This is a genomic window from Cereibacter azotoformans, from assembly GCF_021391315.1.
GTDB lineage: Bacteria > Pseudomonadota > Alphaproteobacteria > Rhodobacterales > Rhodobacteraceae > Cereibacter_A > Cereibacter_A azotoformans.
Genome location: NZ_CP090022.1, coordinates 447501 through 470555, shown reverse-complemented (window position 1 = coordinate 470555; position 23055 = coordinate 447501). Strand labels below are relative to the sequence as shown.

General features: G+C 67.8%; 23 protein-coding genes. 10 read left to right on the top strand and 13 right to left on the bottom strand.

Translation table 11 applies throughout. The annotated features are described in order from the left end of the window. Positions 1 to 46: 46 nt before the first annotated feature. Genes LV780_RS17375 through LV780_RS17360 form a run of 4 tightly spaced genes read left to right on the top strand, consistent with a single transcriptional unit; the run spans position 47 to position 2606 of the window. Positions 47 to 580: a sigma-70 family RNA polymerase sigma factor gene (locus LV780_RS17375; protein WP_101339881.1), complete on the top strand. Its 534-nt coding sequence runs from the start codon at positions 47 to 49 to the stop codon at positions 578 to 580. Next, positions 564 to 1340: an anti-sigma factor family protein gene (locus tag LV780_RS17370; protein ID WP_101339882.1), complete on the top strand. Its 777-nt coding sequence runs from the start codon at positions 564 to 566 to the stop codon at positions 1338 to 1340. Before LV780_RS17375 ends, LV780_RS17370 begins: the two co-directional genes overlap by 17 nt. Positions 1341 to 1373: 33 nt before the next feature. Continuing rightward, positions 1374 to 2084, top strand: coding sequence for a Bax inhibitor-1/YccA family protein (locus LV780_RS17365; protein WP_011910586.1), 711 nt, complete (start codon positions 1374 to 1376; stop codon positions 2082 to 2084). Positions 2085 to 2108: 24 nt separating this feature from the next. Then, positions 2109 to 2606, top strand: coding sequence for a DUF2076 domain-containing protein (locus tag LV780_RS17360; protein WP_108221280.1), 498 nt, complete (start codon positions 2109 to 2111; stop codon positions 2604 to 2606). 76 nt (positions 2607 to 2682) lie between these two features. Here LV780_RS17360 and LV780_RS17355 read toward each other — a convergent pair whose 3' ends face one another. Beyond that, entirely contained in the window at positions 2683 to 4347 is a 1665-nt protein-coding gene (locus LV780_RS17355; protein WP_011910588.1) for a cation acetate symporter, read from the bottom strand. Beyond that, the gene (locus LV780_RS17350) at positions 4344 to 4730 is read right to left on the bottom strand and encodes a DUF485 domain-containing protein (RefSeq protein ID WP_011910589.1); all 387 of its coding nucleotides are present in this window, start codon (positions 4728 to 4730) and stop codon (positions 4344 to 4346) included. The genes LV780_RS17355 and LV780_RS17350 overlap by 4 nt, the downstream gene beginning before the upstream one ends. Before the next feature lie 148 nt (positions 4731 to 4878). Here LV780_RS17350 and LV780_RS17345 point away from each other — a divergent pair, with 148 nt between their 5' ends. Then, the gene (locus LV780_RS17345) at positions 4879 to 5472 is read left to right on the top strand and encodes an eCIS core domain-containing protein (RefSeq protein WP_108221281.1); all 594 of its coding nucleotides are present in this window, start codon (positions 4879 to 4881) and stop codon (positions 5470 to 5472) included. Between the two features lie 3 nt (positions 5473 to 5475). Here the strand turns inward: LV780_RS17345 and LV780_RS17340 are convergent, their stop codons facing one another. Continuing rightward, positions 5476 to 5745, bottom strand: coding sequence for a hypothetical protein (locus LV780_RS17340; RefSeq protein ID WP_101339884.1), 270 nt, complete (start codon positions 5743 to 5745; stop codon positions 5476 to 5478). Positions 5746 to 5748: 3 nt separating this feature from the next. Then, positions 5749 to 6321, bottom strand: coding sequence for a cytochrome c oxidase subunit 3 (locus tag LV780_RS17335; protein WP_101339885.1), 573 nt, complete (start codon positions 6319 to 6321; stop codon positions 5749 to 5751). A gap of 150 nt (positions 6322 to 6471) precedes the next feature. Between LV780_RS17335 and LV780_RS17330 the strand changes: the two genes are divergently transcribed. The 3 genes from LV780_RS17330 to LV780_RS17320 all read left to right on the top strand — a co-directional run bounded on the left by LV780_RS17330 (position 6472) and on the right by LV780_RS17320 (position 10224). Beyond that, entirely contained in the window at positions 6472 to 7134 is a 663-nt protein-coding gene (locus tag LV780_RS17330; RefSeq protein WP_011910593.1) for a response regulator, read from the top strand. Beyond that, the gene (locus tag LV780_RS17325) at positions 7131 to 8498 is read left to right on the top strand and encodes an ATP-binding protein (RefSeq protein ID WP_108221282.1); all 1368 of its coding nucleotides are present in this window, start codon (positions 7131 to 7133) and stop codon (positions 8496 to 8498) included. Before LV780_RS17330 ends, LV780_RS17325 begins: the two co-directional genes overlap by 4 nt. Before the next feature lie 166 nt (positions 8499 to 8664). Further along, entirely contained in the window at positions 8665 to 10224 is a 1560-nt protein-coding gene (locus LV780_RS17320; RefSeq protein ID WP_108221283.1) for a methyl-accepting chemotaxis protein, read from the top strand. Between the two features lie 140 nt (positions 10225 to 10364). On the opposite strand, the gene LV780_RS17315 is transcribed toward LV780_RS17320, so the two are convergent. The 6 genes from LV780_RS17315 to LV780_RS17290 form a co-directional block, all read right to left on the bottom strand. Further along, positions 10365 to 10544 carry a hypothetical protein gene (locus LV780_RS17315; RefSeq protein WP_108221284.1) on the bottom strand — a complete coding sequence of 60 codons (180 nt, stop codon included), beginning with the start codon at positions 10542 to 10544 and terminating at the stop codon, positions 10365 to 10367. 182 nt (positions 10545 to 10726) lie between these two features. Next, on the bottom strand, positions 10727 to 11527 hold the full coding sequence (locus tag LV780_RS17310; protein ID WP_108221285.1) for a 3-keto-5-aminohexanoate cleavage protein: 801 nt from the start codon (positions 11525 to 11527) through the stop codon (positions 10727 to 10729). Further along, positions 11524 to 12852: an aspartate aminotransferase family protein gene (locus LV780_RS17305; protein WP_108221286.1), complete on the bottom strand. Its 1329-nt coding sequence runs from the start codon at positions 12850 to 12852 to the stop codon at positions 11524 to 11526. Before LV780_RS17305 ends, LV780_RS17310 begins: the two co-directional genes overlap by 4 nt. 3 nt (positions 12853 to 12855) lie before the next feature. Next, positions 12856 to 13281, bottom strand: coding sequence for a universal stress protein (locus LV780_RS17300; RefSeq protein ID WP_011910599.1), 426 nt, complete (start codon positions 13279 to 13281; stop codon positions 12856 to 12858). A gap of 21 nt (positions 13282 to 13302) precedes the next feature. Then, a complete protein-coding gene (locus LV780_RS17295; protein WP_117345097.1) occupies positions 13303 to 15939 on the bottom strand; it encodes a TRAP transporter permease in 2637 nt (878 codons plus the stop codon). A 78-nt stretch (positions 15940 to 16017) separates the two neighbouring features. After that, complete coding sequence (locus tag LV780_RS17290) at positions 16018 to 16992, bottom strand: TAXI family TRAP transporter solute-binding subunit (RefSeq protein WP_108221288.1); 975 nt, start codon at positions 16990 to 16992, stop codon at positions 16018 to 16020. A gap of 144 nt (positions 16993 to 17136) precedes the next feature. Between LV780_RS17290 and LV780_RS17285 the strand changes: the two genes are divergently transcribed. Continuing rightward, a complete protein-coding gene (locus LV780_RS17285; protein ID WP_108221289.1) occupies positions 17137 to 17997 on the top strand; it encodes a MurR/RpiR family transcriptional regulator in 861 nt (286 codons plus the stop codon). Between the two features lie 39 nt (positions 17998 to 18036). Here the strand turns inward: LV780_RS17285 and LV780_RS17280 are convergent, their stop codons facing one another. The 3 genes from LV780_RS17280 to LV780_RS17270 all read right to left on the bottom strand — a co-directional run bounded on the left by LV780_RS17280 (position 18037) and on the right by LV780_RS17270 (position 21017). Next, positions 18037 to 18234 (bottom strand): YqaE/Pmp3 family membrane protein, encoded by a 198-nt coding sequence (locus LV780_RS17280; RefSeq protein WP_011910602.1) that lies wholly within the window; start codon positions 18232 to 18234, stop codon positions 18037 to 18039. Positions 18235 to 18547: 313 nt separating this feature from the next. Continuing rightward, complete coding sequence (locus tag LV780_RS17275; protein ID WP_108221290.1) at positions 18548 to 19633, bottom strand: ParB/RepB/Spo0J family partition protein; 1086 nt, start codon at positions 19631 to 19633, stop codon at positions 18548 to 18550. Next, the gene (locus LV780_RS17270; protein ID WP_108221291.1) at positions 19611 to 21017 is read right to left on the bottom strand and encodes an AAA family ATPase; all 1407 of its coding nucleotides are present in this window, start codon (positions 21015 to 21017) and stop codon (positions 19611 to 19613) included. Before LV780_RS17270 ends, LV780_RS17275 begins: the two co-directional genes overlap by 23 nt. Positions 21018 to 21589: 572 nt before the next feature. Between LV780_RS17270 and LV780_RS17265 the strand changes: the two genes are divergently transcribed. Further along, on the top strand, positions 21590 to 22903 hold the full coding sequence (locus tag LV780_RS17265) for a replication initiation protein (protein ID WP_044249310.1): 1314 nt from the start codon (positions 21590 to 21592) through the stop codon (positions 22901 to 22903). Positions 22904 to 23055 lie beyond the last annotated feature (152 nt).

The window sequence follows — 23055 nt, the reverse complement described above, 5'->3', positions numbered from 1 at the left end:
GCAATGTCGGGATGAAGGAGCGGCCCGGCTCCGTATATCGGGCAAGATGCGAGAAACCGACGAGATCCTTGCCGAACTGACCCCGCTCCGGCGCTACGCCCGGTCGCTCACGCGCGACGAGGCGGAAGCCGAGGATCTGGTGCAGGAGGCGCTGTTGCGCGCGCATGAGCGGCGGGCGAGCTTCCGGCGTGGCAAGGGGCTGCGGGTCTGGCTCATGTCGATCCTGCACAACAGCTTCATCGACGGCCTGCGCAGCCGCCGCGCGCGCGAACGGCGCGAGGCCGCGGTGATGGAGGCGGCACCCGCGTCTCATCCCGCGTCGCAGGAAAGCGCGGTGCGGCTGGCGCAGATCCGCGTGGCCTTTGCGCAGCTGCCGGAAGAACAACGCGCCGCCCTGCATCTCGTGGCGATCGAGGGGCTTTCCTACAACGAGGCAGCGCTCGTTCTGGGCGTGCCGCAGGGCACGCTCATGTCGCGCATCGCGCGGGCACGGGCGGCGCTGCGGGAGTTCGAGGATGGCACGGGAGCGGCGCGCCAGCCGCTTCGGGTGGTGGGAGGACGCGATGCAGACGATGCCTGATCCGGTGACCGAGCTCGACCTGGTGGCCTATGTCGATGACCAGCTCGACCCCTGGCGGCGCGTGGCGGTGGAGGCTCATCTAGCGGCCGATCCGAGCTCCGCCGCACGGGTGATGGCCGACCTGCGCGCGCGCGACGAGCTGCGGCTCGCCTTCGCGGATCCGCTGCCGCACGAGGCGCCCGAGACGCGGGCCGCCGCACGGAAGCTCGCCCGCGGGCTGGGCCTCGACCGGCTGCTGGTGCGGCTGGCGCCGATGGCGGCGGTCCTGGTGCTGGGCGGCCTGATCGGGGCCGGCGCCGCGGGGCTTGGTCCGTTGCGCGTGTCGCATGTGGTGGCGTCCGAGCCGCCGCCCGCCTTCATCCAGACCGCGCTTGAGGCGCATGAGGCGGGCCGGCTGCGTCTGTCGATGCTGTCGCAGCCCGCGGCGACGCGCCTCGACGCGGCCGAGATCCGCGCCAAGACCGGGATCCTGCTGCCCGGCCTGCCCGCCGACTGGCAGGTGCAGGACGTGCAGATCTTCCCGTCGCCTCAGGGCCCGAGCGTCGAGATGGCGCTCGAGACGCCGGGGCTGGGGCGGCTGTCGCTCTTTGCGGTGCGGCCCGGCAGCTTCCGGGTCGCGCTGCCCGACGCAACCCAGGCCGGCGGCCGCGATGTCGCCTGGTTCCAGATCGGCGAGGTGGCCCATGTCCTCGTGGCAGAGGCCGCCCCGCCCGACGCGCTGCGTGAGGCGGCCGACGGCCTCTCGCGCACACTTTACTGACCTCAACTTCCAGCAGTGACGGAGATCCGACCGATGAATCCTGCCCCCCGTGGCCGCAGCGCCGGCTTTGCGCCGAGCGCCTACTACGACGAGGGCCTGCGCGCCCACATGCTGCGCATCTACAACTACATGGGCCTCGGGCTCGCGCTGACCGGCCTCGTGGCCGTGGTCGTCGCGGCCACGCCCGCCATCTATGTGCCGATCTTCTCGACCCCGCTGAAATGGGTCGTGATGCTGGCGCCGCTGGCCTTCGTGCTCTTCCTGTCCTTCCGCATCGAGGCCATCTCGGCCGGCACCGCGCAGATGCTCTTCTGGGCCTTCTGCGGCGTGATGGGCCTGTCGCTCGCCTCGATCTTCCTGGTCTTCACCGGAACCTCGATCGCGCGCGCCTTCTTCGGTGCGGCGGCCATGTTCGCCGGCATGAGCCTTTACGGCTACACCACCAAGCGCGACCTGAGCCAGTTCGGCAGCTTCCTGATGATGGGCCTGATCGGCGTCATCATCGCGAGCGTCATCAACCTCTTCCTCGGCTCGTCCGCGCTGCAGTTCGCGATCTCGATCATCGGCATCCTGGTCTTCGTCGGCCTGACCGCCTGGGACACCCAGTCGATCAAGCTGCAATACGCCGAGCACCACGATTCCGAGACGTCGCAGAAACTTGCCGTCATGGGGGCGCTGTCGCTCTACCTGAACTTCATCAACATCTTCCAACTCCTGCTCTCGCTCACGGGCGAGCGCGAGTAACCTTGCCAGTCACAGAGGGATCACATGGACCATAACGACCGTCAGGCCATCGAAGGGCTGTTCCACAAGCTCGCCACCGTCGAACAATCGGCACCGGCACGGGACGCCGAGGCGGAGGCCTTCATCTCGCAGCGGATCGGCCGCCAGCCGGGCGCGCCCTACTTCATGGCGCAGACCATCGTGGTGCAGGAACAGGCGCTCGAACAGGCCCAGGCCCGGATCGAGCAACTCGAGTCGCAGGTTCGGCAGGGAGGGGGTGCCCAGCAGGGCGGCTTCTTCGGCAAGCTCTTCGGCGGGGCTTCGGCGCCCGCCGCACCGCGTCGGCCGGTGGCTCCGCCCGCGCAGGCCGGAGGCGGCGGCTTCCTCGCCGGCGCCGCGCAGACCGCGATGGGCGTCGCCGGGGGCATGATGCTGGCCAATGCGATCGGCGGCATGTTCGCCGGTGAGGCCGAGGCGGCCGAAGCGCCGGCCGAGGACGACATGGGGTTCGACGACGGCGGGTTCGACGACAGCGAGTTCTGATCGCCCCTGCACTTCCGTCGCATGAAAAAGGCGCGGCCGGGAAACCGGCCGCGCCTCTTGCGTTCGCAAGGGGAGATCAGTGGGCCAGCGCACCCGCCGCGCCGAGACCCGTCTCGGAGCGCACGAACTGCGCCGGATAGCCCGCGCGGTCGATCCGCGCACGCTCGGAGCGGTCGGTGACCGAGAAGAACCAGATCCCCGAGAAGGCCGCCGTCATCGAGAAGAGCGCATATTGCTCCCACGGGAAGATCGCGGTCTCGAAGCCCAGCACCTTGACCCAGACCGTCGGCCCCAGCACCACGCAGGCCACGGCCGAAACCAGACCCATCAGGCCCCCGATGAAGGCGCCGCGAGTGGTCATGTCCTTCCAGAAGATCGACAGGAACAGCACGGGGAAGTTCACCGACGCCGCCAGACCGAAGGCGAGGCTGACCATGAAGGCGATATTCTGGTTCTCGAACACGAGGCCGAGGCCGATCGCAAGGACGCCCAAGACGAGCGTGGCGATCCGCGAGACCATCATTTCGGTCTTGTCCGACGCCGCACCCTTCTTGATCACCCGGGCATAGAGGTCATGGCTGACCGCCGAGGCGCCCGACAGGGCAAGGCCCGAGACCACGGCGAGGATCGTCGCGAAGGCCACCGCCGAGATGAAGCCGAGGAACACGTCGCCCCCCACCTCTTCCGACAGATGGATCGCCGCCATGTTGCCGCCGCCCACCAGCGCACCGGCCGCGTCGAGGTAGTCGGGGTTGGTCCCGACCAGCGTGATCGCGAGGAAGCCGATCGTCACCGCCAGCATGAAGAAGTAGCCGATGAAGCCGGTGGCGTAGAAGACCGATTTCCGCGCCTCCTTCGCATCCGGCACGGTGAAGAACCGCATCAGGATGTGGGGCAGACCGGCCGGGCCGCACATCAGCGCCAACGCGAGCGAAATGGCGGTGATCGGATCGGAGATCGAGCTGGAGGGCGCGAGGATCGCCTCGTGCGCCGCGTGGTTGTCCACCGCCGCCTGCATCATCACCTCGGGGTCGAAGCCGAAGTGGCTGAGGCCCAGGAGCACCAGCAGCGTGCAGCCCGACAACAGCAGCACGGCCTTGATGATCTGCACCCAGGTCGTGGCCAGCATGCCCCCGAAGGTGACGTAGAGCATCATCAGCACGCCCACGAGGATCACGGCATAGGCATAGTCGAGCCCGAAAAGCAGCTGGATCAGCTTGCCCGCCCCCACCATCTGCGCGATCAGGTAGAAGATGACCACGGTCAGGGCGCCGAAGGCCGAAAGGGTGCGGATCCGCGTCTGCTCGAGACGGAACGAGGCCACGTCGGCGAAGGTGTAGCGGCCGAGGTTGCGCAGCCGCTCGGCGATCATGAACAGGATCAGCGGCCAGCCGACCGTCCAGCCGACGGTGTAGAAGACGCCGTCCACACCCTTGCCGAACACCATCCCCGATACGCCGAGGAAGGCCGCGGCCGACATGTAGTCGCCCGCGATGGCCAGACCGTTCTGAAAGCCGGTGATCCCGCCGCCGGCGGTGTAGAAGTCCGAGGCCGACTTGGTGCGCCGCGCCGCCCAGGCCGTGAGGACGAGGGTGGCGGCGACGAAGAACAGGAACATCGAGATGGCGATGAGGTTGACCGAGCTCTTGGTCACGTCGCCGTCGATGGCACCGCCCGCGGCGAGGCCGGTTCCGGCGATGGCCACGAGCGCCGCCGCCGACAGGAAGAAGATACGGATCATGCGGCGCTCCCGCGGATGGCCTCACGCGCGAGCCGGTCGAACTGGCCGTTGGCGCGGGAGGTATAGATGCCGGTCATCGCGAAGGCGAAGGCCTGGATGCAGAAGCCGGCGACCAGCCCGACGCACCAGGCCGAGGTACCGAAGACGGGCATCGCGAACAGCTCGGGCCGGAACACGGCCACGACGACGAAGCATGCATAGACGGCCAGCACGATGATCGACAAGGTGATGGCGAAGCGGTTGCGGCGGGCGACCAGTTGCGTGAAGCGCGGGTCGGCCAGGATCTTTTCGTGAATCGGAACCATGAACTCCTCCTCGGTGCCTGGGCGCGCAATATTCGTTTGCCAGTGACATTCAAAGCGAAACTTTTGCTCCTGCAGCATCGGATGCCGCACCTGCGGCATAATGCGGCAGACACAATACGGCGAGCGGAACCGGCCCTTGCCGCCGCAGCGTTGACAGTGCGGGAGGGGCGCCGGACAGTTGGCGCAGCCGGGTCGCGTCCCGCACATCCGTTCGGAGGAGCCGCCGTTGCGAGCCATCCATCTTTCGCTGGCCCTCATCCTCGCGCTGCTCCCCCTGCCCTCGCAGGCCGAGCGTCCCGTGCAGGATCCGCTCGCCGGTGCGGGGAACCTTGCTCGCGTGTTGGCCGTGGCCGGCGAGCAGCAAGCGGTCGCCATGCTCGCCTCTGCGATCGAGGAGTCGCGCCGGCAGGCGCTGGCCGAGGGCACCGCTCCGATCCCCGAGGCGATCCGGCACCGGCTTGTCGGCCATGTTCCGGTCATCGACCTCGAGATGGTGCGGTGGCGCGTGGGCGGCGGGACCGAGTTCTCGCTCCAGCGCAACGCTGTCCTGCATGGCAACGCCTCGGCCATCACTCTGGGCGAAGTGGTGGTCTTCGCCGATGAAGGCGACGCGCTTGCCAATGCCTCGCTGTGGGCGCACGAACTGCGGCATGTGGGCCAGTACCGGGAATGGGGCGTGGTCGGATTTGCGCGCCGCTACCTGCGGGATCATGCAGCCGTCGAGGCCGATGCCGTGGCCTTCGCCGCGGCGCTTGCGAAACGGCCGGCGCCCATCCTGCCCGAGAGCGCCACGCGGCCTCCGCCGCGGGCGCCGTGGTAGGGCTCAGGCCAGCGGCAGGAGGAAGAGCCCGGCCAGCAGCAGCAGGTAAAGCCCGAGGATCAGGCCGAAGATCCGCCGCGCCGCGGGCGTCTCGTCCAGCCGCAGGTAGGAGGCAAGGATCGTGCGCGCCTTGAGCCATGTCAGGCACAGCATCCCCGCCCCGCCGGCCGCCATCGTCGCGGCGCCCGTGTCAGCGGGGGCCGAATATTCGGCGAAGGCGGCCGAGAGACCGGAGAGGACCAGCAGCAGGATCCAGGCGCGAAACAGGGTCATGGCTCAGCTCAGCAGATAGACGACGGGCAGGATCAGGACCCAGACCAGATCCACCATGTGCCAGAAGGCAGCCGCCATCTCGACACCGGCGGGCCAGCACCGCCAGCCCACGACGGCAAAGAGCAGGATCCCGGCCGCCACATGGGCCGCGTGAAAGCCCGTCAGAAGATAATAGAAGGTGAAGAAGGCATGGCTCTCGGTCGAGATGCCGGCAGAGGCCAGATCGCGGAACTCCGATCCCTTGACGATCAGGAACACCAGCCCCAGAGCGGCCGCGCCGGCCAGCAGCAGGCGGACCCTCGCGGCACGGCCCTCGAACGCCGCCCGCGTGGCCAGGGCCGCAAGCAGACCCGAGGTGACCAGAACCAGCGTGTTCAGCCCCGCCGCGCCACGGTGAAGAAGGTCCTGCGCCGCGGCGAAGCCTGCCGGATCGCTCAGGCGGACCGCCATCATGGCCGCAAGCCCCGCGCCGAAGACGAGCAGCTCGGAGATGATGAGGATCCACATCATCAGGTCGCCCGGAAGGGGCGGCGCCTCGGCCTCGGGTGGCGGTGCCACCAGCGTCTGATCCTGCATCCCGACCTCTCGTTCCGGCTGCGTCCTTCCTGCCATGGCGCGCGGCCATCCTCGTTGCGGAGGCGCAAGGAAGTGCGCTCGGCCGGACGGGGCGGCTGTTGCCTGCGCCGCCCGCGTGCTACCTGATGCGTTCCAACGGGACGGAGACAGATGCGGATACTCGTCGTCGAAGATGACGCGGTGCTCTCGGACGGGCTGCGGGCGGGGCTCAGGATCGCCGGCTTCAGCCCCGAGACGGTCGCCAGTCTCGAGGATGCACGCGCAGCCCTTCTCGCGGGCCGGTTCGATGCGATGGTGCTGGATCTCATGCTGCCGGACGGCTCGGGGCTGGACCTTCTGGTCGAGGTGCGATCGGCCGGGCTTGCGGTTCCGGTGCTCGTGCTGACCGCGCGGGACCGGCTCGACGACAGGGTGCGCGGGCTCGACCTCGGGGCCGACGACTACCTCGGAAAGCCGTTCGAGCTGGAAGAGCTGGCCGCGCGCCTCCGGGCCCTTGGCCGCCGCCCCGCCGCGCTGTCCGAGACCCGGCCCGCGTGGAACGGTGTCACGCTCGATCTCGCGGCCCTCGTGGCCAGCCGGGCGGATGGGCCGGTCCCCCTTTCGCCGAGGGAATTCTCGGTGCTGCGCGCGCTGATGGACCGACCGCGCGCGGTCCTCAGCAAGGCCCAGCTCGAGGAACAGCTCTACGGCTGGCAGGAAGAGATCGAAAGCAACGCGGTCGAGGTCCATATCCACAAGCTGCGCTCGAAGCTCGGCCATGATTTCATCGAGACGGTGCGGGGCGCGGGCTATCGGCTGGCGGAGGCCCGATGAGGTCGCTCCGGGGGCGGCTCTTCCTGATCCTCATGACCGCCACCGGCGCGGTCTGGCTCTCGGCCGCGGTCTGGATCCACGTCTCGACCCGTGCCGAACTGAACCGGGCGCTCGACAACCGGCTGGCCGAGGCCGCCCGGATGGTGGGCAGTCTGGTCGTCCGCGACGGGCCGACGCTCGATGCGGCGATGGGCATGGCCGCGCCCGCCCTTCCCGGCGAGGACCGCCACGGCTACGCGCGGCAGCTCTCGTGCCAGGTCTGGGGGCTCGACGGGACGCGGGTGGCGGCCTCGGCGCAGGCCCCGCGCGAGGCGCTGTCCGTCGCATCCCAAGGCATCAGCGAGCGGGAGGTCGAGGGGATCATCTGGCGCGTCTATACGCATGTTGACGAGGGGCGTGGCATCCGCGTGATGGTGGGCGACACCCTGCAGGTCCGCGAGCGCTTGGCCAACGACATGCTGCTGGGGCTGATGTGGCCGGCGGCCGTGGTGCTGCCCCTGCTGGCCGCCGCCATCTGGCTCAGTCTGCGCAGCGGTCTGGCCCCGCTTCAGCGGATGGCCGGAGACCTGTCGCGCCGCACCGCCGAGGATCTCGCACCGCTCGATGCCCCTGCCCCGCCCGAGCTGGCGCCCATCGTCGCGGCGCTCAACGGGCTCTTCCGGCGCGTGAGAACCGCGCGCCAGCATGAACAGGACTTCACCGCATATGCCGCGCATGAGCTGAAGACCCCGCTCGCCGGGCTGAAGATGCAGGCCGAAGTGGCGCAACGCGCGCCCGATGAAGCGACGCGCACGCACGCCCTGGCCCAGATCCGCACCGCGGTGGACCGATCCGACCGGCTGGTGCGGCAACTCCTCGACATGACGGCCGTGGATCAGGGGGCCCCGCAGGGCGCCCCGCGAAGCCTCGGCCGCATCGGAGCCGAGGTGCTGGAGTTGACGGCGCCTGTCGCGGTCGCGCGGGGCGTGCGGCTCGGCTTCGACTGCGCGGAGGCGCTGACAGGGCGGCTGCAACCCGATCCCGGGCTTCTCGTGGTGGCGCTGCGCAACCTCGTCGAGAATGCCGTTCAGGCCAGTGCCGCGGAGGGGCGCGTCGATCTCCTGTTTCGTCTGTCCGGCGGGGGCTGGCGGGCCGAGATCCGGGACGAGGGCCATGGCATCCCCCCCGCAGCCCGTGCACGGATCACCGAGCGTTTCTTTCGGGCGGCGACGGCGCGGGGCGAGGGCAGCGGCCTCGGCCTTGCGATCGTCGAGGCCGCTGCCGCGCGGCTTGGCGCGACCCTCACGCTCGAACCCCGCCGGCCACAGGGTGAGACGGCCATGCTGACCTTCGCAAGTCTTCCGCCTCGGCCGCCGGGCACCTGAACTTCAGTTTGCTTCCGGCAAGACAGCCTCCCACCCGAGGGTATCAGCCCTAGTCCGAAAGATCTCGTAAATCTCTCTGATGGATGATGCCCCTGACGGCGACAAGGGTCTATTCCGGCAAGATGAAACATCCGCGATCCGGCCCTGCGCAGAAGGTGCGAGAAGCATGAAGGTAACGATTAGAAGCAAGCTGGTCATGGCCTTCGCCGTGGTCTTCGTCATGTCCGGCCTGGCGGTCGCCATTTCCCTCTTTCATCTCCAGCGACTCGACGCCCGGATGACCCAGGTCATCAACGAGAATGTCCATCAGGTCGTCCTCGCTCAGCGGCTGAGCATCGGCCAGTATCGCGTCATGGCCAGCATCCGCGCGCACTTGCTCGACCGCGACGCCGACGCGGCCTTCCGCATCGAGACGAGCGTGCAGGAAGGACGGATGGTCCAGCGCCGCGCCCTGCGCGAATTGCGCGACAGCGCCGCGGATGAGACCAGCCGCGAGATCGTCGTGCGCTACAACGACCTGCGCAAGCAGATCCAGCGCATCAACAACCGGGCGATGATCTTCTCGCTCGGCGGAAACCCCGAGGGTGCGGCCAGCTACCTGCGCGACAACGGGGCCAGCGATCTCGAACGGTCGCTCGAGACTCTCTCGGAGGAACTGGTGGCGCACAAGCTCGCGGTTCTGGAGCGCGTGAAGGCCGAATCGGAAAAGGACGTGCGCGGCACCTTCGCGCTCGTGATGCTGATCGCCGCTCTGGCCGGGGTTCTGGGTTCGGCCGCCGCCCTCTGGATCACCCTTTCGATCGGCCGCGGGCTCCGCCGGGCGCTGGCCCTGACACAGCGGGTCGCACAGGGCGACCTGTCGCAAGGCGAGGAGGTCCGGGGCCGCGACGAGATCGCCGACCTTCTCGGGGCGAGCAACAGCATGCTTCTCAAGCTGCGCGAGGTGGTCGAGGAGGTTGGCGGCACCGCACGCGACGTGGCCGCCGCAAGCGGCCGGATGGCCTCGGCCTCGGGCCAACTGAAGTCCGGCACCGAAGAACAGGCGGCGGCAACGGTCGAAGCCTCGGCCGCGGTCGAGCAGATGGTGGGCAACATCACCCAGTCCGAGGAGAATGCGGGCATGACGGCCCGCATCGCCAGCAGTTCCACCGACGACGCCCGCCGCTGCGGCGAGGCGGTTGCGGACGCCGTGCGCTCGATGCAGGAGATCGCCGAACGGATCGGGATCGTCGGCGAAATCGCCCGCCAGACCGATCTTCTTGCCCTCAACGCCGCCGTCGAGGCCGCGCGGGCCGGCGAACAGGGTCGCGGCTTTGCGGTCGTCGCCGCCGAAGTGCGCCGACTTGCCGAACGCAGCGCCGAGGCGGCGGCCGAGATCTCGACGCGTTCGGCCGAAACCGCGCGGGCCGCGGCCGGCGCGGGCGAGATGATCGACCGACTGGTTCCCGAGATCGAGCGCACCTCCAATCTCGTGACGGACATCTCGGTGGCCTCGCGCGAACTGTCCGAAGGGGCGCGGCAGGTCTCGCTCGCCATCGATGCGCTGGATCGGGTGACGCAGCAGACCGAGGCCGCGTCGCGCCTGCTGGATGAGGATGCCGACGAACTCGCCACACGGGCGCGCCGCCTGTTGACCAGCGTCAACTATTTCCGCACCGGCACCGAGGCTCTGGCCGCGGAGGACGATCTGGCCCCTGCCCCGCAGCCGCTGAGGGCGGCGGCCTGAACTGGCAGCACCGCTGGCCTGTCGTCCTCCCGATCAGGATCGGGGAACGGCAGGCCGCCTGCGCAAGACCGCCGCAGGAGCCGGGACCTCTACCCCTTCAGGAGCCCGGCCCGCCCTGAACGGCCACGTTCATCCAGAACTCACTCCGAGCGACGCACCCGCAGGGCTTTGGTCTCGGCCCGGCGCGCCATGTAGATGGCCACCACCAACCCTGCGATCAGCGCGAGGATGACGGGCGGAGCGGCCGTGGCCGCCATCAGCCCGAGGAAGACCGCCAGCGCGATCAGGAGCGCGATGAGAAGTTGCATCAGGATCAGCATGAGGTTCTATCCTTTCCCGCTGCCCGCAGCCTTGCATGCACCATTCTGCCCGGCGGCGGATCTGTCATTGTCCGGCTTCAAGCCGGTTCCCCCTTCCTTTTCGGCCCGCGCCATCGCCGGGGCAACCAGAGTTGCCTGCGGCCGACCGTCGCCGCCGCGCACGCACGGGGCCCGCGCGCTCGTCAGCTCCGCGCGGTGTCCGACCGGAGCGCCGCCACCAGTTCCGCCACCCGGGCCGCATTGTCGGGCGCCGGATGCCCGTCCGATTGCAGCAGGTTGTTCTCGAAGCCGATCCGCATCTTGCCCCCCATCCGGTGCGCGGCGACAAGGCACTCCGTCTCACGCGGGCCGAAGGCGCAGACCGCCCAGTCGGCCGCCGGGAGGGCCTGAAGCAGGGCCGCGGCCGGCAGATCGAGATCGGCCGGCGCGGAGACCTGTCCCGGAGTGTAGCGGCCCAACACGAGCAGGACCGCCAGCCCCTCGCGCGGGATGATGCCCTCGTCCACCGCAGCCACGAGGCGGGCAATGTCCTCGAGATCATAGAGGATGTGCTGCACCTGGCACCTCGCCTCGGCGCAGAAGGCGAAGAAGCGACGCGTCACATCGGCGTCGGGCTCGGCCGTGATTTCACGGAACGCGATCGAGACGAGGCGCGGGCGCAGCCGCTCGACCAGAGCGCGCTGCTCGGCCGGGCTGTAGATCCCCACGGCCTCGGTCGTCACCTGCACCGGAAAGCCGGGGGCCTGCCGGTCAAGCTCGGCGAGCAGCTCGGCGTAGAGACCGGCGTCCAGAACATGCCGTCCCTCGGCGTCGCGCACATGGGCGTGCAGACCGTCCGCCCCTGCAGCCCGACCGGCGAGGGCGGCGGACACGATCTCGGGAATCGTGACGGGCAGCGCCGGATGGTCAGCCTTCGTCAACCGCGCCCCGTTCGGGGCCAGCATGATGCGCGGCAGCCCGGCCGATCCTTCGGGCAGACTCATGCCGCAAGCGCCCGGTCGATGGCCGAGGTGAGCTTCTCGACCAGTTCCTCGATCTCTGCGTCCGAAATGATGAAGGGCGGTGCGAGGAGAATGTGATCGCCCCGCACCCCGTCGATCGTGCCTCCCATCGGGTAGCAGATGAGGCCTGCGGCGAAGGCCTCGGCCTTGACCCGGGCATGAAGCTTCAGCGCCGGATCGAAGGGAGCCTTCGTGCCGCGGTCCGCGACCAGTTCGACGCCGCGGAAGAGACCGCGGCCCCGGATGTCGCCGACATGCGGGTGCTGGCCGAGCCGCTCGTGCAGGAGGGCGTCGAGCCGCTCACCCTGACGGCGGACGGCCGACAGCAGGTCGCGCGCCTCAATCTCGTCCAGCACCGCGTTGGCCGCCGCCGCCGCCATCGCATGCCCCATGTAGGTGTGGCCGTGCTGGAAGAAGCCCGAGCCGTCGGCAATGGCCTGATAGATCCGGCCCTGCACCAGCAGCGCCCCGATCGGCTGGTAGCCCGCGCCCAGCCCCTTGGCGATGGTGATCATGTCGGGCGCAACGCCGTCCTCGGCACAGGCGAAGAGGTGGCCGGTGCGGCCCATGCCGCACATGACCTCGTCGAGGATCAGCAGAACCCCGTGGCGGTCGCAGATCTCGCGGATGCGCCGGAGGTATCCCGGCACCGCGGGCACGGCGCCGGCGGTGGCGCCGACCACCGGCTCGGCCACGAAGGCCATGACGGTCTCGGGGCCGAGGCGCCGGATCTCGGCTTCCAGCTCGTCGGCCACGCGCAGACCGTAGGCCTCGGGGCTCTCGCCCTCGGCCCGGCCGCGGTATTCGTAGCAGGGCGAGATGTGCGAGGTCTCGACCAGAAGGGGCGCGAACTGGGCCCGGCGCCACTCGTTGCCGCCCGCGGCCAGTGCGCCCAGCGTGTTGCCGTGGTAGCTCTGGCGCCGTGCGATGACCCGGTGCCGCTGCGGCTGGCCAAGCTCGGTGAAATACTGCCGTGCAAGCTTGAGGGACGCTTCGACGGCCTCGGAGCCGCCCGAGACCAGATAGACCCGCTCGATCCCCTCGGGCGCGGCGGCGGCAAGACGGTCGGCCAGCCGCTCGGCCGGCTCGGAGGTGAAGAAGCCCGTATGGGCGAACGCCATCCGGTCAAGCTGGTCGTGCAGCGCCGCCCGCACGCGCGCGTTGGAATGGCCGAGGCAGGAGACCGCCGCCCCGCCCGACCCGTCGAGGTAGCGCCGCCCCTCGGCATCGACGAGGTAGCAGCCGTCGCCGGCCACGGCCGTGGGAAGGCTGCCCCGGGTGGAGCGGCCGAAGACATGTCCGGGCATGGGTCAGTTCCTTACGACATAGACGGACTGGCGGGCGTGCCGCACCACGCGCGCGGCATTGGGCCCGAGGAGATAGTCGCTGAGTTCGGGGCGATGGGCACCGATCACGATGAGGTCGGCGCCGAGCTTGCCGGCCGCGCGCAGGATCTCGTCATAGACGGTTCCGTGCAGGACGTGGGGGTGGACATCCACCTCGTCGGGCACCGCCTCGGCGACCCAGGCGGCGAGCGCCTTCCCGAGCGCCTTGAGCGCCTCCTGCTCGTAGCCCTGCCGGAAGAAGCCCGACACCTGCGCGTAGCCATAGTCGGGCAGAACCGAGACGACATGCAGGCGTCCCCCCGGCTCCAGAAGCTTGAGCGCCTCGGCCAGCGCCGCGGTGTTGGCGGGCGGATTTCCCAGATCGACGGGCAGCAGGATGGTCCGTGCCATGATCTTCTCCTCGATGCGCGCTCAGAACGCGGGCTTGGTCTGCCGCCGCCGCTGGAGGGCCACGACGAGACCCAGAAGCAGCAGCGCCGGAATGTAGAAGAGCTGCTTCGGCGGCCGGTCGGCCGGACTCTGAAGCGTGGTCACCTCGACCCGTTCGGCCCCGTAGAAGTCGAAGCCCTGCAGCCGCTGCTGGTAGTCGGTGCCGAACATCGGCTCGTCCATGAAGAGCCGGCCGTCCTCGGGCAGCAGAAACAGGCCCGCGGCCTCGGCACGGCCCGTTTCCGGTGCCTCTTCCGCGATCGTGTGGACCACCGTCAGGCGCGTGGGTCGGCCGGTGGTGAAGTCGGGGCCGGAGACCACGAAACGCACCGTCTCGCCCGGCTCGGCGGCATCGAAGGCCTGCGCCAGTTCGGTCGGGGGGCGCTCCTCGAAGCGGGGCATGATCCGGTCGAGCCAGAAGCCGGGCACGAAGACGGTGAAGGCCACGAGGAGGAGCGCCGCGCTCTCCCACAGGCGCGAGGGAGCGAGGAAATAGCCCTGCGTCGCCGCCGCGAAGAGCAGCATGGCGATCGTGGCCACGACGAAGATCCCCGCGGCCTGCAGCAGTCCGGCCCATGTTCCGAGATCGACCCCGTAGAGGATGAGCGTGGGATTGTAGATGAAGAGGAACGGCAGCGCCGCCGTCCGCATCGAGTAGAAGAAGGCGGTGAAGCCGGTCTTGATCGGATCGCCGCCCGAGACGGCCGCGGCGGCAAAGCTCGCGAGGCCGACGGGCGGGGTCACGTCGGCCATGATCCCGAAGTAGAACACGAACAGGTGCGCCGCGATCAGCGGCACGATGAGCCCCTCCTGCGCGCCCAGCGTCACGACGACGGAGGCCATCAGCGAGGAGACGACGATGTAGTTGGCCGTCGTGGGCAGGCCCATGCCGAGGACCAGCGAGAACAGGCCCACGAGCAGGAGCATGATGAAGAGATGGCCACCCGAGAGCATCTCGACGAGGCCGGCCAGCTCGGTTCCGATCGGGGTCTTGGTGACGGTCGCCACGATGATGCCCGCCGCGGCGGTGGCGACACCGATGCCGATCATGTTGCGCGCCCCGGCGATCATCCCCTCGATCAGGTCGCCGAACCCCGCCCGAAGCGCCTGCCCCGCATCCTCGCCCCGAAACAGCGCCTTGAGCGGCCGCTGGGTCACGATGATGAAGAGCATGACGGCCACGGCGTAGAAGGCCGACTTGCCGGGCGACTGCATCTCGATCATCAGGAACCAGACGAGGACGAGGATCGGCAGCAGGTAGTGCAGCCCGGTCGGAAAGACCTCGGCCACGCTCGGCAGCCGGATCTGGCGCGCGTTCGGATCATCGAGAGCCAGATCGGGCCGGCGGGCCGAGGTGCGCACCATGAGCACATAGGCCAGACCGAGCACCGCCAGCACCAGCCAATCCGAGATGCCGGGCGCTGCGCCGCGCAGGGCCTGGATGGCCCAGACGAGGCCCGTGAAGGCGAGGCCGGTCACCACGAAGCCGGCGGCGATCTTGGCAAACATCCGCCCGAGGTTGACCGCCGGACCGAGGGCCGGCATGTCCAGCTTCAGCGCCTCGAGATGCACGATATAGACCAGCGCGATGTAGGAGATCACCGCCGGAATGAAGGCGTGCTTGATCACCTCGACGTAGGAGATGCCGACGAACTCGACCATCAGGAAGGCCGCTGCCCCCATGACCGGCGGCATGATCTGGCCATTGACCGACGAGGCGACCTCGACCGCGCCCGCCTTCTCGGACGAGAAGCCCACGCGCTTCATCAGCGGAATGGTGAAGGTGCCCGTGGTCACCACATTGGCGATCGACGAGCCGGAGATGAGGCCGGTCATGGCCGAGCCCACGACGGCGGCCTTTGCCGGGCCGCCCCGGAGCGCGCCGAGGCCCGCGAAGGCGAGCTGGATGAAGTAGTTGCCGGCACCTGCCTTGTCGAGCAGCGCGCCGAAGAGCACGAAGAGGAAGACGAAGGCCGTCGAGACACCCAGCGGGATCCCGAAGACGCCGTTCGTGTCGAGCCATTGCGCATTGACAATGGAGGTGAAGGACAGGCCGGAGTGGGCGATGATGTCGGGGATGAGCCACCCCTGCCCCATCCAGGCGTAGAGGAGAAAGACCGCCCCCACGATCGTCAGGGCGGGCCCGAGTGCCCGACGTGACGCCTCGAGCAAGAGCACGATCCCGACGGCGCCCACGAAGATCTGCGTCTGGGTGGGCAGACCCGCCCGCGCCGTCGCCGCCAGTTCGCGGGAGAAGAGGAACACATAGAAGGCGCAGCCCGCCCCCGCGATGGCCAGCACCCAGTCGAGGATGGGCACCCTGTCTCGGGGTGAAGACTTGAGCGCGGGATAGGCGAGGAAGGCCAGCAGCATCGCAAAGGCGAGATGAACCGGCCGGGTCTGGGACGAGTTCAGCACCGGCAGATACTGCCCGAACCAGAGTTGCGGTTGCGCGATCCAGAGCTGGAACAGCGACCACAGGAATGCGGTGGTGGCAATGAGGATCGCCACGATCCGGTTCGAGGGATTTCGGCCTCCGCTGTCGGTGCTCGCGACGAGATCCTGAAGCTCCTCGTCGGTGAAGCTGCGGCCACTCTTCTTCTGGCTCTCGTTGGTCATGCGTCCCTCCTGCGCGAAAGGCCGCCGCAGCCCTGGCATGCGACGGCCCGGTGATCCGGGGCCCTCAGGCCCGCGGGATCATTGGATGAGGCCCGCCTCGCGGAAGTACTTCTCGGCGCCCGGATGGAGGGGGGCAGAGAGACCGTCGCTGACCATCTCGGCCGGATCAAGCTCGGCAAAGGCCGGATGGAGGCCGCGGAACTGCTCGATGTCCGAGAAGACCGCCTTGACCAGCGCATAGACCACATCGTCCGGCGTATTGGCCGAGGTGACGAGCGTGGCGCCGACGCCGAAGGTCTGCACGTCCTCGGCATTGCCGCGATACATCCCGCCGGGGATCGTGGCCTTGCGATAGTAGGGATGCTCGTCCACGAGCTTGTCCACCGCCTCGCCCGCCACGTTCACCAGGACCGCCTCGCAGGCCGTCGTGGCTTCCTGGATCGAGCCCGAGGGGTGACCCACGGTATAGACCATCGCGTCGATGTTGTTGTCGCACAGGGCCTGGCTCTGCTCGCCCGCCTGCAGCTCGGAGGTCAGGGTGAAGTCACCCATCGTCCAGCCCAGTTCGCCCATCAGCACTTCCATCGTGTCGCGCTGCCCCGAACCGGGGTTGCCGACATTGACGCGCTTGCCCTTGAGATCCTCGAAGTCGGCAATCCCGGCATCGGCGCGGGCCACCACGGTAAAGGGCTCGGGGTGCAGCGAGAAGACCGACCGCAGTTCGGGATAGGCGCCCTGCTCGGCAAAGGTGCCCTCGCCCTCGAGGGCCTTGAACTGCACGTCGGACTGCGCCACGCCGAACTCGAGCTCGCCCGAGCGTACGGCGTTGACGTTATAGACCGAGCCGCCCGTGCTCTCGACCGCGCAGCGGATCCCGTGCTCGGCGCGCGTGCGCGACATCATCCGGCAGATCGCGCCGCCGGTCGGATAATAGACGCCGGTCACCGCGCCCGTTCCGATCGAAATGAAATTCTCCTGGGCGAGGGCCGGCGCCGCCAGTATGGCGAGCGCCCCCGCAAGGGCACCGGCCAGAGCAGGTTTCCCTGTTCTCATCTTGTTTTCCTCCTGTTGGTCTTGGCCTCGATGGGGTAATGCAATCGTGATATTTCCCGGCGAAGGACAATGCAAATGAATTGTCCTACCGGGCGGGTTGCCTGGCAACGCCCGTGGGCGGACAGGGAGGCAGGGCGCGGACGCATGCAGCAGGAGACCGAGATCCGGCAGGCGCTGGCGCGCGTGGCATCGGGCGACGCGCCCATCCTCCGCGGCTTTGCGCTCTGGCTGCTCGACAACCTTGCGGCGGTGGCCTTCAACTCGATCCGCAGCCTTGCGGCGCAGGCGGGCACCAATCCCAACACGGTCACCCGCCTTGCGCGCGAATTGGGCTACGACGGCTACGACAGTTTTCGCGCGGCCGTGCGCGAGGTGGTGCAGCGACGCAACAGCCGCTACGGGGAACGGGCACAGGCGCTTCGCCACCGCTCGGGGGCGGACATCTGGGAAGAGGCGCTGGCCGCGAACCTCGTCAATGTCGAGGCCCTGTTCTCGGCCGAGGGGACGGAGCTGCTTGAGAGTTGCGTCGATCCCCTCCTGCTCGCGCGGCGCGTTCATACGATCGGCGTGCGGAGCTGCTTCGGCATCGCGCACTACTTCTCGTATGTCGGAGCGCGGGCCTTCTCGAACTTCATCGAGGTGCCGGTGACGCCGGGCGCGCTGCTCGATCAGGTCTCGGCCGCCACCTCCGAGGACATCGTGGTGGCGATCAGCTACGAGCATTATTCGGCCGAGGTCGTGCGCGCCTGTCATGTGGCGCGCCGCTGTGGCGCGCGGGTGCTGGCCTTGACGGACAGCCATTCCTCGCCGCTGGCACAGGACGCCTGGAAGGTGGTGCGCCTGCCCATGTCAGGGCCTCAGATCATGCCCTCGCTGACCTCTGCCTTCATCGCGGTCGAGTTGCTTCTCTCGGCAATGGCGGCGCGTTCACCCGATGCCGCGGCCCGCCTGCTTGCCTTCGAGGGACGGATGGAAAGGTTCGGCGGCTACATTCCCGGCCGCTGATCAGCGGCGCAGGTTTCGCGGCGATACCCGCCCGTGGGTTCAGGACCGCCGCTGCCGGGTCGCCTCTTCGATCTTGCGATCTGTCTTGTACTGGCTGAGCGCATAGACCGACCAGATGGCCGCGGGCAGCCAGCCGATCAAGGTCAGCTGAAGGATCAGGCAAATGATGCCCGCAAAGGGACGTCCGATCGTGAAGAACTGAAGCCACGGAAGCAGGATGGCCAGGATGAGGCGCATGTTGATGTCCTTGTGTCTGGGCACCTAATGTAGGAACGCCGAAGCGGGTTTCCAGCCTGTCACGCATAGCCGGCCATGCGGTTTCGCGGCGAAACGGATAGCCGTTTCTCATCGTTCGATGTGGTGCGCAAAATCCGGGAGAATTGACGTTAAAAATCGCAACCCCTTGAACATAAACGACTTCGTGGCCCTGTATGTCGCGCTCCGGAGTCCCACGATTGCCGTCGCGCGAGCGGGAAGACCGTTCAGCAGAGTGTGCAACCTGGCATCTGGCTTGTCCACTGCTCTTCTGAACGGCCTGTGTGAGTTAACGCTACCGAAGTTTCGCCGGCGAAACCTTGCCGGACGCGAGGATCTTTCTCAGTTCCAGCGCAAGGCGCTGCGCAAGGCCTTCGTCCACCTCTTCGCCCTCGACCCGGAGCAGGAAGCCTCGCCCGTCAGCCGGACGCTCCACCTGCACCGCCGCGGCCAAAGGAACCTGTTTACGGGTCGGCCGCCCCCCGCGCGACGGATCGGGAGCCGTGCCCTCGGCGGCCTTCAACAGCGGCTCAAGGAGCGCCCATTCCGTCTCGGGATCCTGCCCGCGCCCCGTGGCCAGCGCCTCGCGCAATGCGCCGGCATAGCCCAGGCGCAGCGCATGCGCGAGCCTCAGGCCCGGCCGCTCGCCCAGCGTGGGCGCAAAGGCCAGCAGATCGCCGAGTTCCTCATGAACCAGTGCGAAACTGCGGATCTTCGACCGCTTCGCCTTGGAGGCAGAGCCGAACAGCACATCCACCGCCTCTTCCACAGAGTCGAACGCGCCCTGCCCGGCCGCCAGCGCCGCAATTCGGCCGCGCTCGTAGGGTGAGAGATCGGCGCGGATCTCGTTCTCTTCGACCATCGCAACATAGGCTGCGGACACATCGGCTGGCCGGCGGACGAGGGCGCGAATCCGGCCATAGGTCTCGTCGCCGGTGTCGGCATGAAGGGACCGCATGGCCCAGAGGCGCCGCCAGCCCGAGATAAGGCCGTAACGCTCCCCCTGCCCCTCCGGCCGCTCGAAAACCTCGACCGGCAGTCGCATGCCATGCGTGCGGATGGACGACCGAAGCTCGTCCATCTCCTCACCGTCGATCTTCAGCCGGTCCCGTGTGAGGTCATCCGCACGAATCTCGGACAGAGGGATCTCGAGCAGGAGGAGTCCCTCGGCCTCGGCGCGGCGCAGCCTGGAGGCGTCCGCGCTGTCCTTGGCCGCCGCGGCGCGCTCGGCCGCGGGGAGGGGCGCCGCAAGCGCCGCCGCATCGGCGGCGACCTGCGCGATCGGGGGCCGGGTGCTGGCGGGGGTTTCGCGGGCGAAACCTGTCTCGAGTTCCTGAAGCTCTGCGGCCGAAGGCGCCTCAAGCCGTCTGCGCTTCGCCATTCTTCGCCTCCTTCTCCTCCATTGCCTGATCGCGCCACCAGGATCCGATGAGGATCTCCTTGAACTCCGCATAGGTCCGGTCGAACGTCTCGCGGCCCCGCACATAGGTTTCGCGGTTGAAATCCCGGTAGTCCGCCTCGTAGATCCCGTTTACCTGCTCGCCCGCCTGGCCCACCAGCGCGGTGAAGTCCTGACGGTAGGCGTTCATGAAGTCGCCGAAGTAGGCCTGAACCACATTGGCAAGATCGGTCTGCTGGTTCGCATCGAACCGGGTGATGAGCGCCCGCACCACGTCCCACTCGAACTTCATCTCGGGCAGACCCGCCGCCCGCCGGGCGGCGTTCTCTCCGTCCTCGATGGAGGCAAAGGTCGAATAGAGCATGTCGAAGAAGCGCCCGGTGGAATCGAATTCGAGGAAGGAGGCTCCAAGGGGCACGAGCAGGATGTCCGCTGCCGCGAGCGCATTGATCGTAAGGTACCCAAGTGCAGGAGGCGTATCGAGCAGGATGACATCGTAATCCCGCAGCAGACCCTCGCGATCGAGGAACCCTGTCAGTGCGTCCCACAAGGGCCAGCGGCGAAGCATCATCCTCCAGACAGGCACCTGGAACTCGGCCCAGTAGAGGTTCAGCTGCGCACCGATCAGGTCGATGTTGGGCCAGTGCGTTTTCTGCACGACGTCGGAGGCGGTGATCTTCAGCGCCTCGGTCAGCGTCTCATCGAGGGGCAGGGGGGCTTCCCCCTTTGCCTCGCGGACCTCGTTCTCCTCCTGAACATGAAGCGCGTAGTCCTTGGCCAGAAGCGGGAAGACCGTCTGCCACTCGTCGGCGACTTTGCCCCCCATGATCGAGGTCATCGAGCCTTGGCTGTCGAGGTCGATCACGAGCACCCGGTAGCCGTCGAGCGCGGCCGACATGGCGAGATGGGCCGCCGTCGAGGTCTTGCCGACCCCTCCCTTGAAGTTTGCGACGGCCACCACCTTCGCCGGCAGACCCTTTGGCCGGTACGGGCGGTATTCCTTCTTCGCCGCACCCTCTTCGGCAAAGAAGTTTCGCAGCGCGATGACCTCTTCCAGCGTGAACCACTTGGCTCCGCCCTCGCCCTCGCCCTGCGGAAGGTCGGGATTGTTGCGCAGCACCCTCCGCAGGTGAGACGATGCGACGGGAATCAGATATCGGCAGATCTCCCAGGTCGAGAACTTGCGCAGCCTTTTCTTGCCGTCAGGCGCGTATCCCTTGCGTGCGAGATCATCTCGACCGCGCGCGCAGAAGGCGGCGGCTTTGGCGAATCGTGTGGTGTCCACCGGCTTGCCCAGCTTCGACGCGGCGTTCGCCGGATCGAGGTTGAAGTAAGGCGGCAACGGGAGGTCCGTCTTGCGGTTCATGTGCGGCTCTCTGCTCGATGTCTCATGTTTGGTTGCCTGTTGCCGAAACTATGGCACATCACGGGCGGGGCGGGAACCTGCTTCGGATGCCGGCCTCGAAGAGGAGGTTTCGCGGGCGAAACCGGGCCTTAGGCTCCTTTCCATACGCAGAAGTGGACATCAAAGCTTGTCTGTTCTTTCAGAACTTGAGAGTCTTTGGCGGCGGGAAAAGATTATCTATCAGTAGGTTGAAGCTCAAGAGGTACCTGTTTGCGGGCCGTCAGGCACCCGGATGCAGGACGAAAGGAACCCGTTCCCGGGCGCCGGGGTCTCCGATTCCGGGATCGTACGGACCCGTATGCGGTCCAGATTCGCGATGATTCGGTGCTTGAGGGGGTCGAAGGCCACAAAGGAAGCCAAGCGCGGAGGTATCGAGATCGGCCCATCCCGTAAATTGGTGCCTTAACCGGCGTTACGGCTCGCGAAAGGCACCCGTTTGCGGGAGCCGAAGCCAGGGCTCAATGGTACCTCGCACCGGCTTGAGGCGGGGTTCCTTTTCCGGCATGATAAGGCCGAGCAGAAAGAGGCAGGGCATGGCGCAGAAGACCGCTGGCCGGGGCAGGGCGACCGATCGCGCCCTCATGGAGATCCCGCGAGAGGCGCTGACCGGCGCGTTGCGCCGCGAGTCGGTGAAAAAGAACGTGGCGGCGATCCATGTTTCGGGAAAGCTCACGCTTCTCCAGCGCAAGCTGTCGAACGTCCTTCTGCTGAACGCCTACGATCATCTGATCACGCGGCCCAAGCATTCGATCGATGCACGCACCCTCTGCCTGATGATCGGCTACAACTCGAACGATATGGAGACGCTGAAGGCGTCGCTGCGCAGCCTCGCCGAGACGGTGGCCGAGTGGGACATGCTCGACCAGAAGGGCCGGCAGGAGTGGGGTGTCTCGTCCCTGCTCTCCTACGCGAAACTGTCCGGAGGCGTCTGCGAATATGCCTATTCGCCCGCTCTCGCCGAGAAGCTGCACGATCCGAAGGTGTTCGCTCTCATCAACCTGAACATCCAGCGCAGGTTCACCTCGGGTCACGCGCTCGCGCTTTATGAGAACTGCTTCCGTTTCGTGCGCACCGGATCGACGGGCTGGTGGCCGATCGACATCTTCCGCCGGCTGATGGGTGTGGATGACAGCGCCTATTACGAGAACTTCAAGCAGCTGAACGCCAAGATCATCAAGCCCGCGGTCGCCGAGGTGAACAAGAGCTCGAACATCATCGTCACGCCCGAGTTTCGGAAGATGGCGCGCGCGGTCACCGACATACGGTTCCTCATCAAGGAGAATCCGCAGCTTGCCATGTTCTCGATCGACGATGGCGAGGCCGTGCGCAGCTCGCGCACCTATCAGCGGCTGATCGAGGTGGGCGTCGGAGACCGGCTCGCCAGGCAGTGGATCGCGGAACATGGGGAAGCCCATGTGGCTGAAAAGCTCGATTATGTGGCGGGGCAGGGCAGGGTGGCCAGTCCGGTCCGCTATCTGTCGGCGGCCCTGAGGGATGACTATGCGGTTCCCTCCGCGCCCGAACCTTCGCCGCAGGCGGTCGAGGCACTCGCGCGCCGGAAGGCGGCCGAGGATGAGCAGGCGCGGGCCGATGCCCTGCGCGAAGCAGCCATCGCTGCCGAACGGAGGGAACGGGCCGAGCGGATGGCGAAGGTGCGGGCGGTGGCCGAGTCGCGCAATCCGACTCAGCGCGACGCTGACCGCCGGCTCTTCCTCCGGCGCCTCGAAGGCGAGCTCGAGCGCGAGGATTTTGCCAGGCATGGTTGGGGATCCGCCCTCAACGCGCGTGCGATCTTTGCCTTCTGGGAGGAGCTGGAACCGGGGATCTTCGACGATCTCGCCGCCTGAGGTGGCGCGCGAGGAACCGTGGGGCAGGGGGCGGAGGCAGCGCCTTCACGGTTCCCGAAGTTATTTAATCTCAACATGTTACATGAAAATTGCAGGGCGTTGCACTTTTCCTCTTGCGGGTTTTTTTGTGGTTCCCTAGATAGCGCCTCACC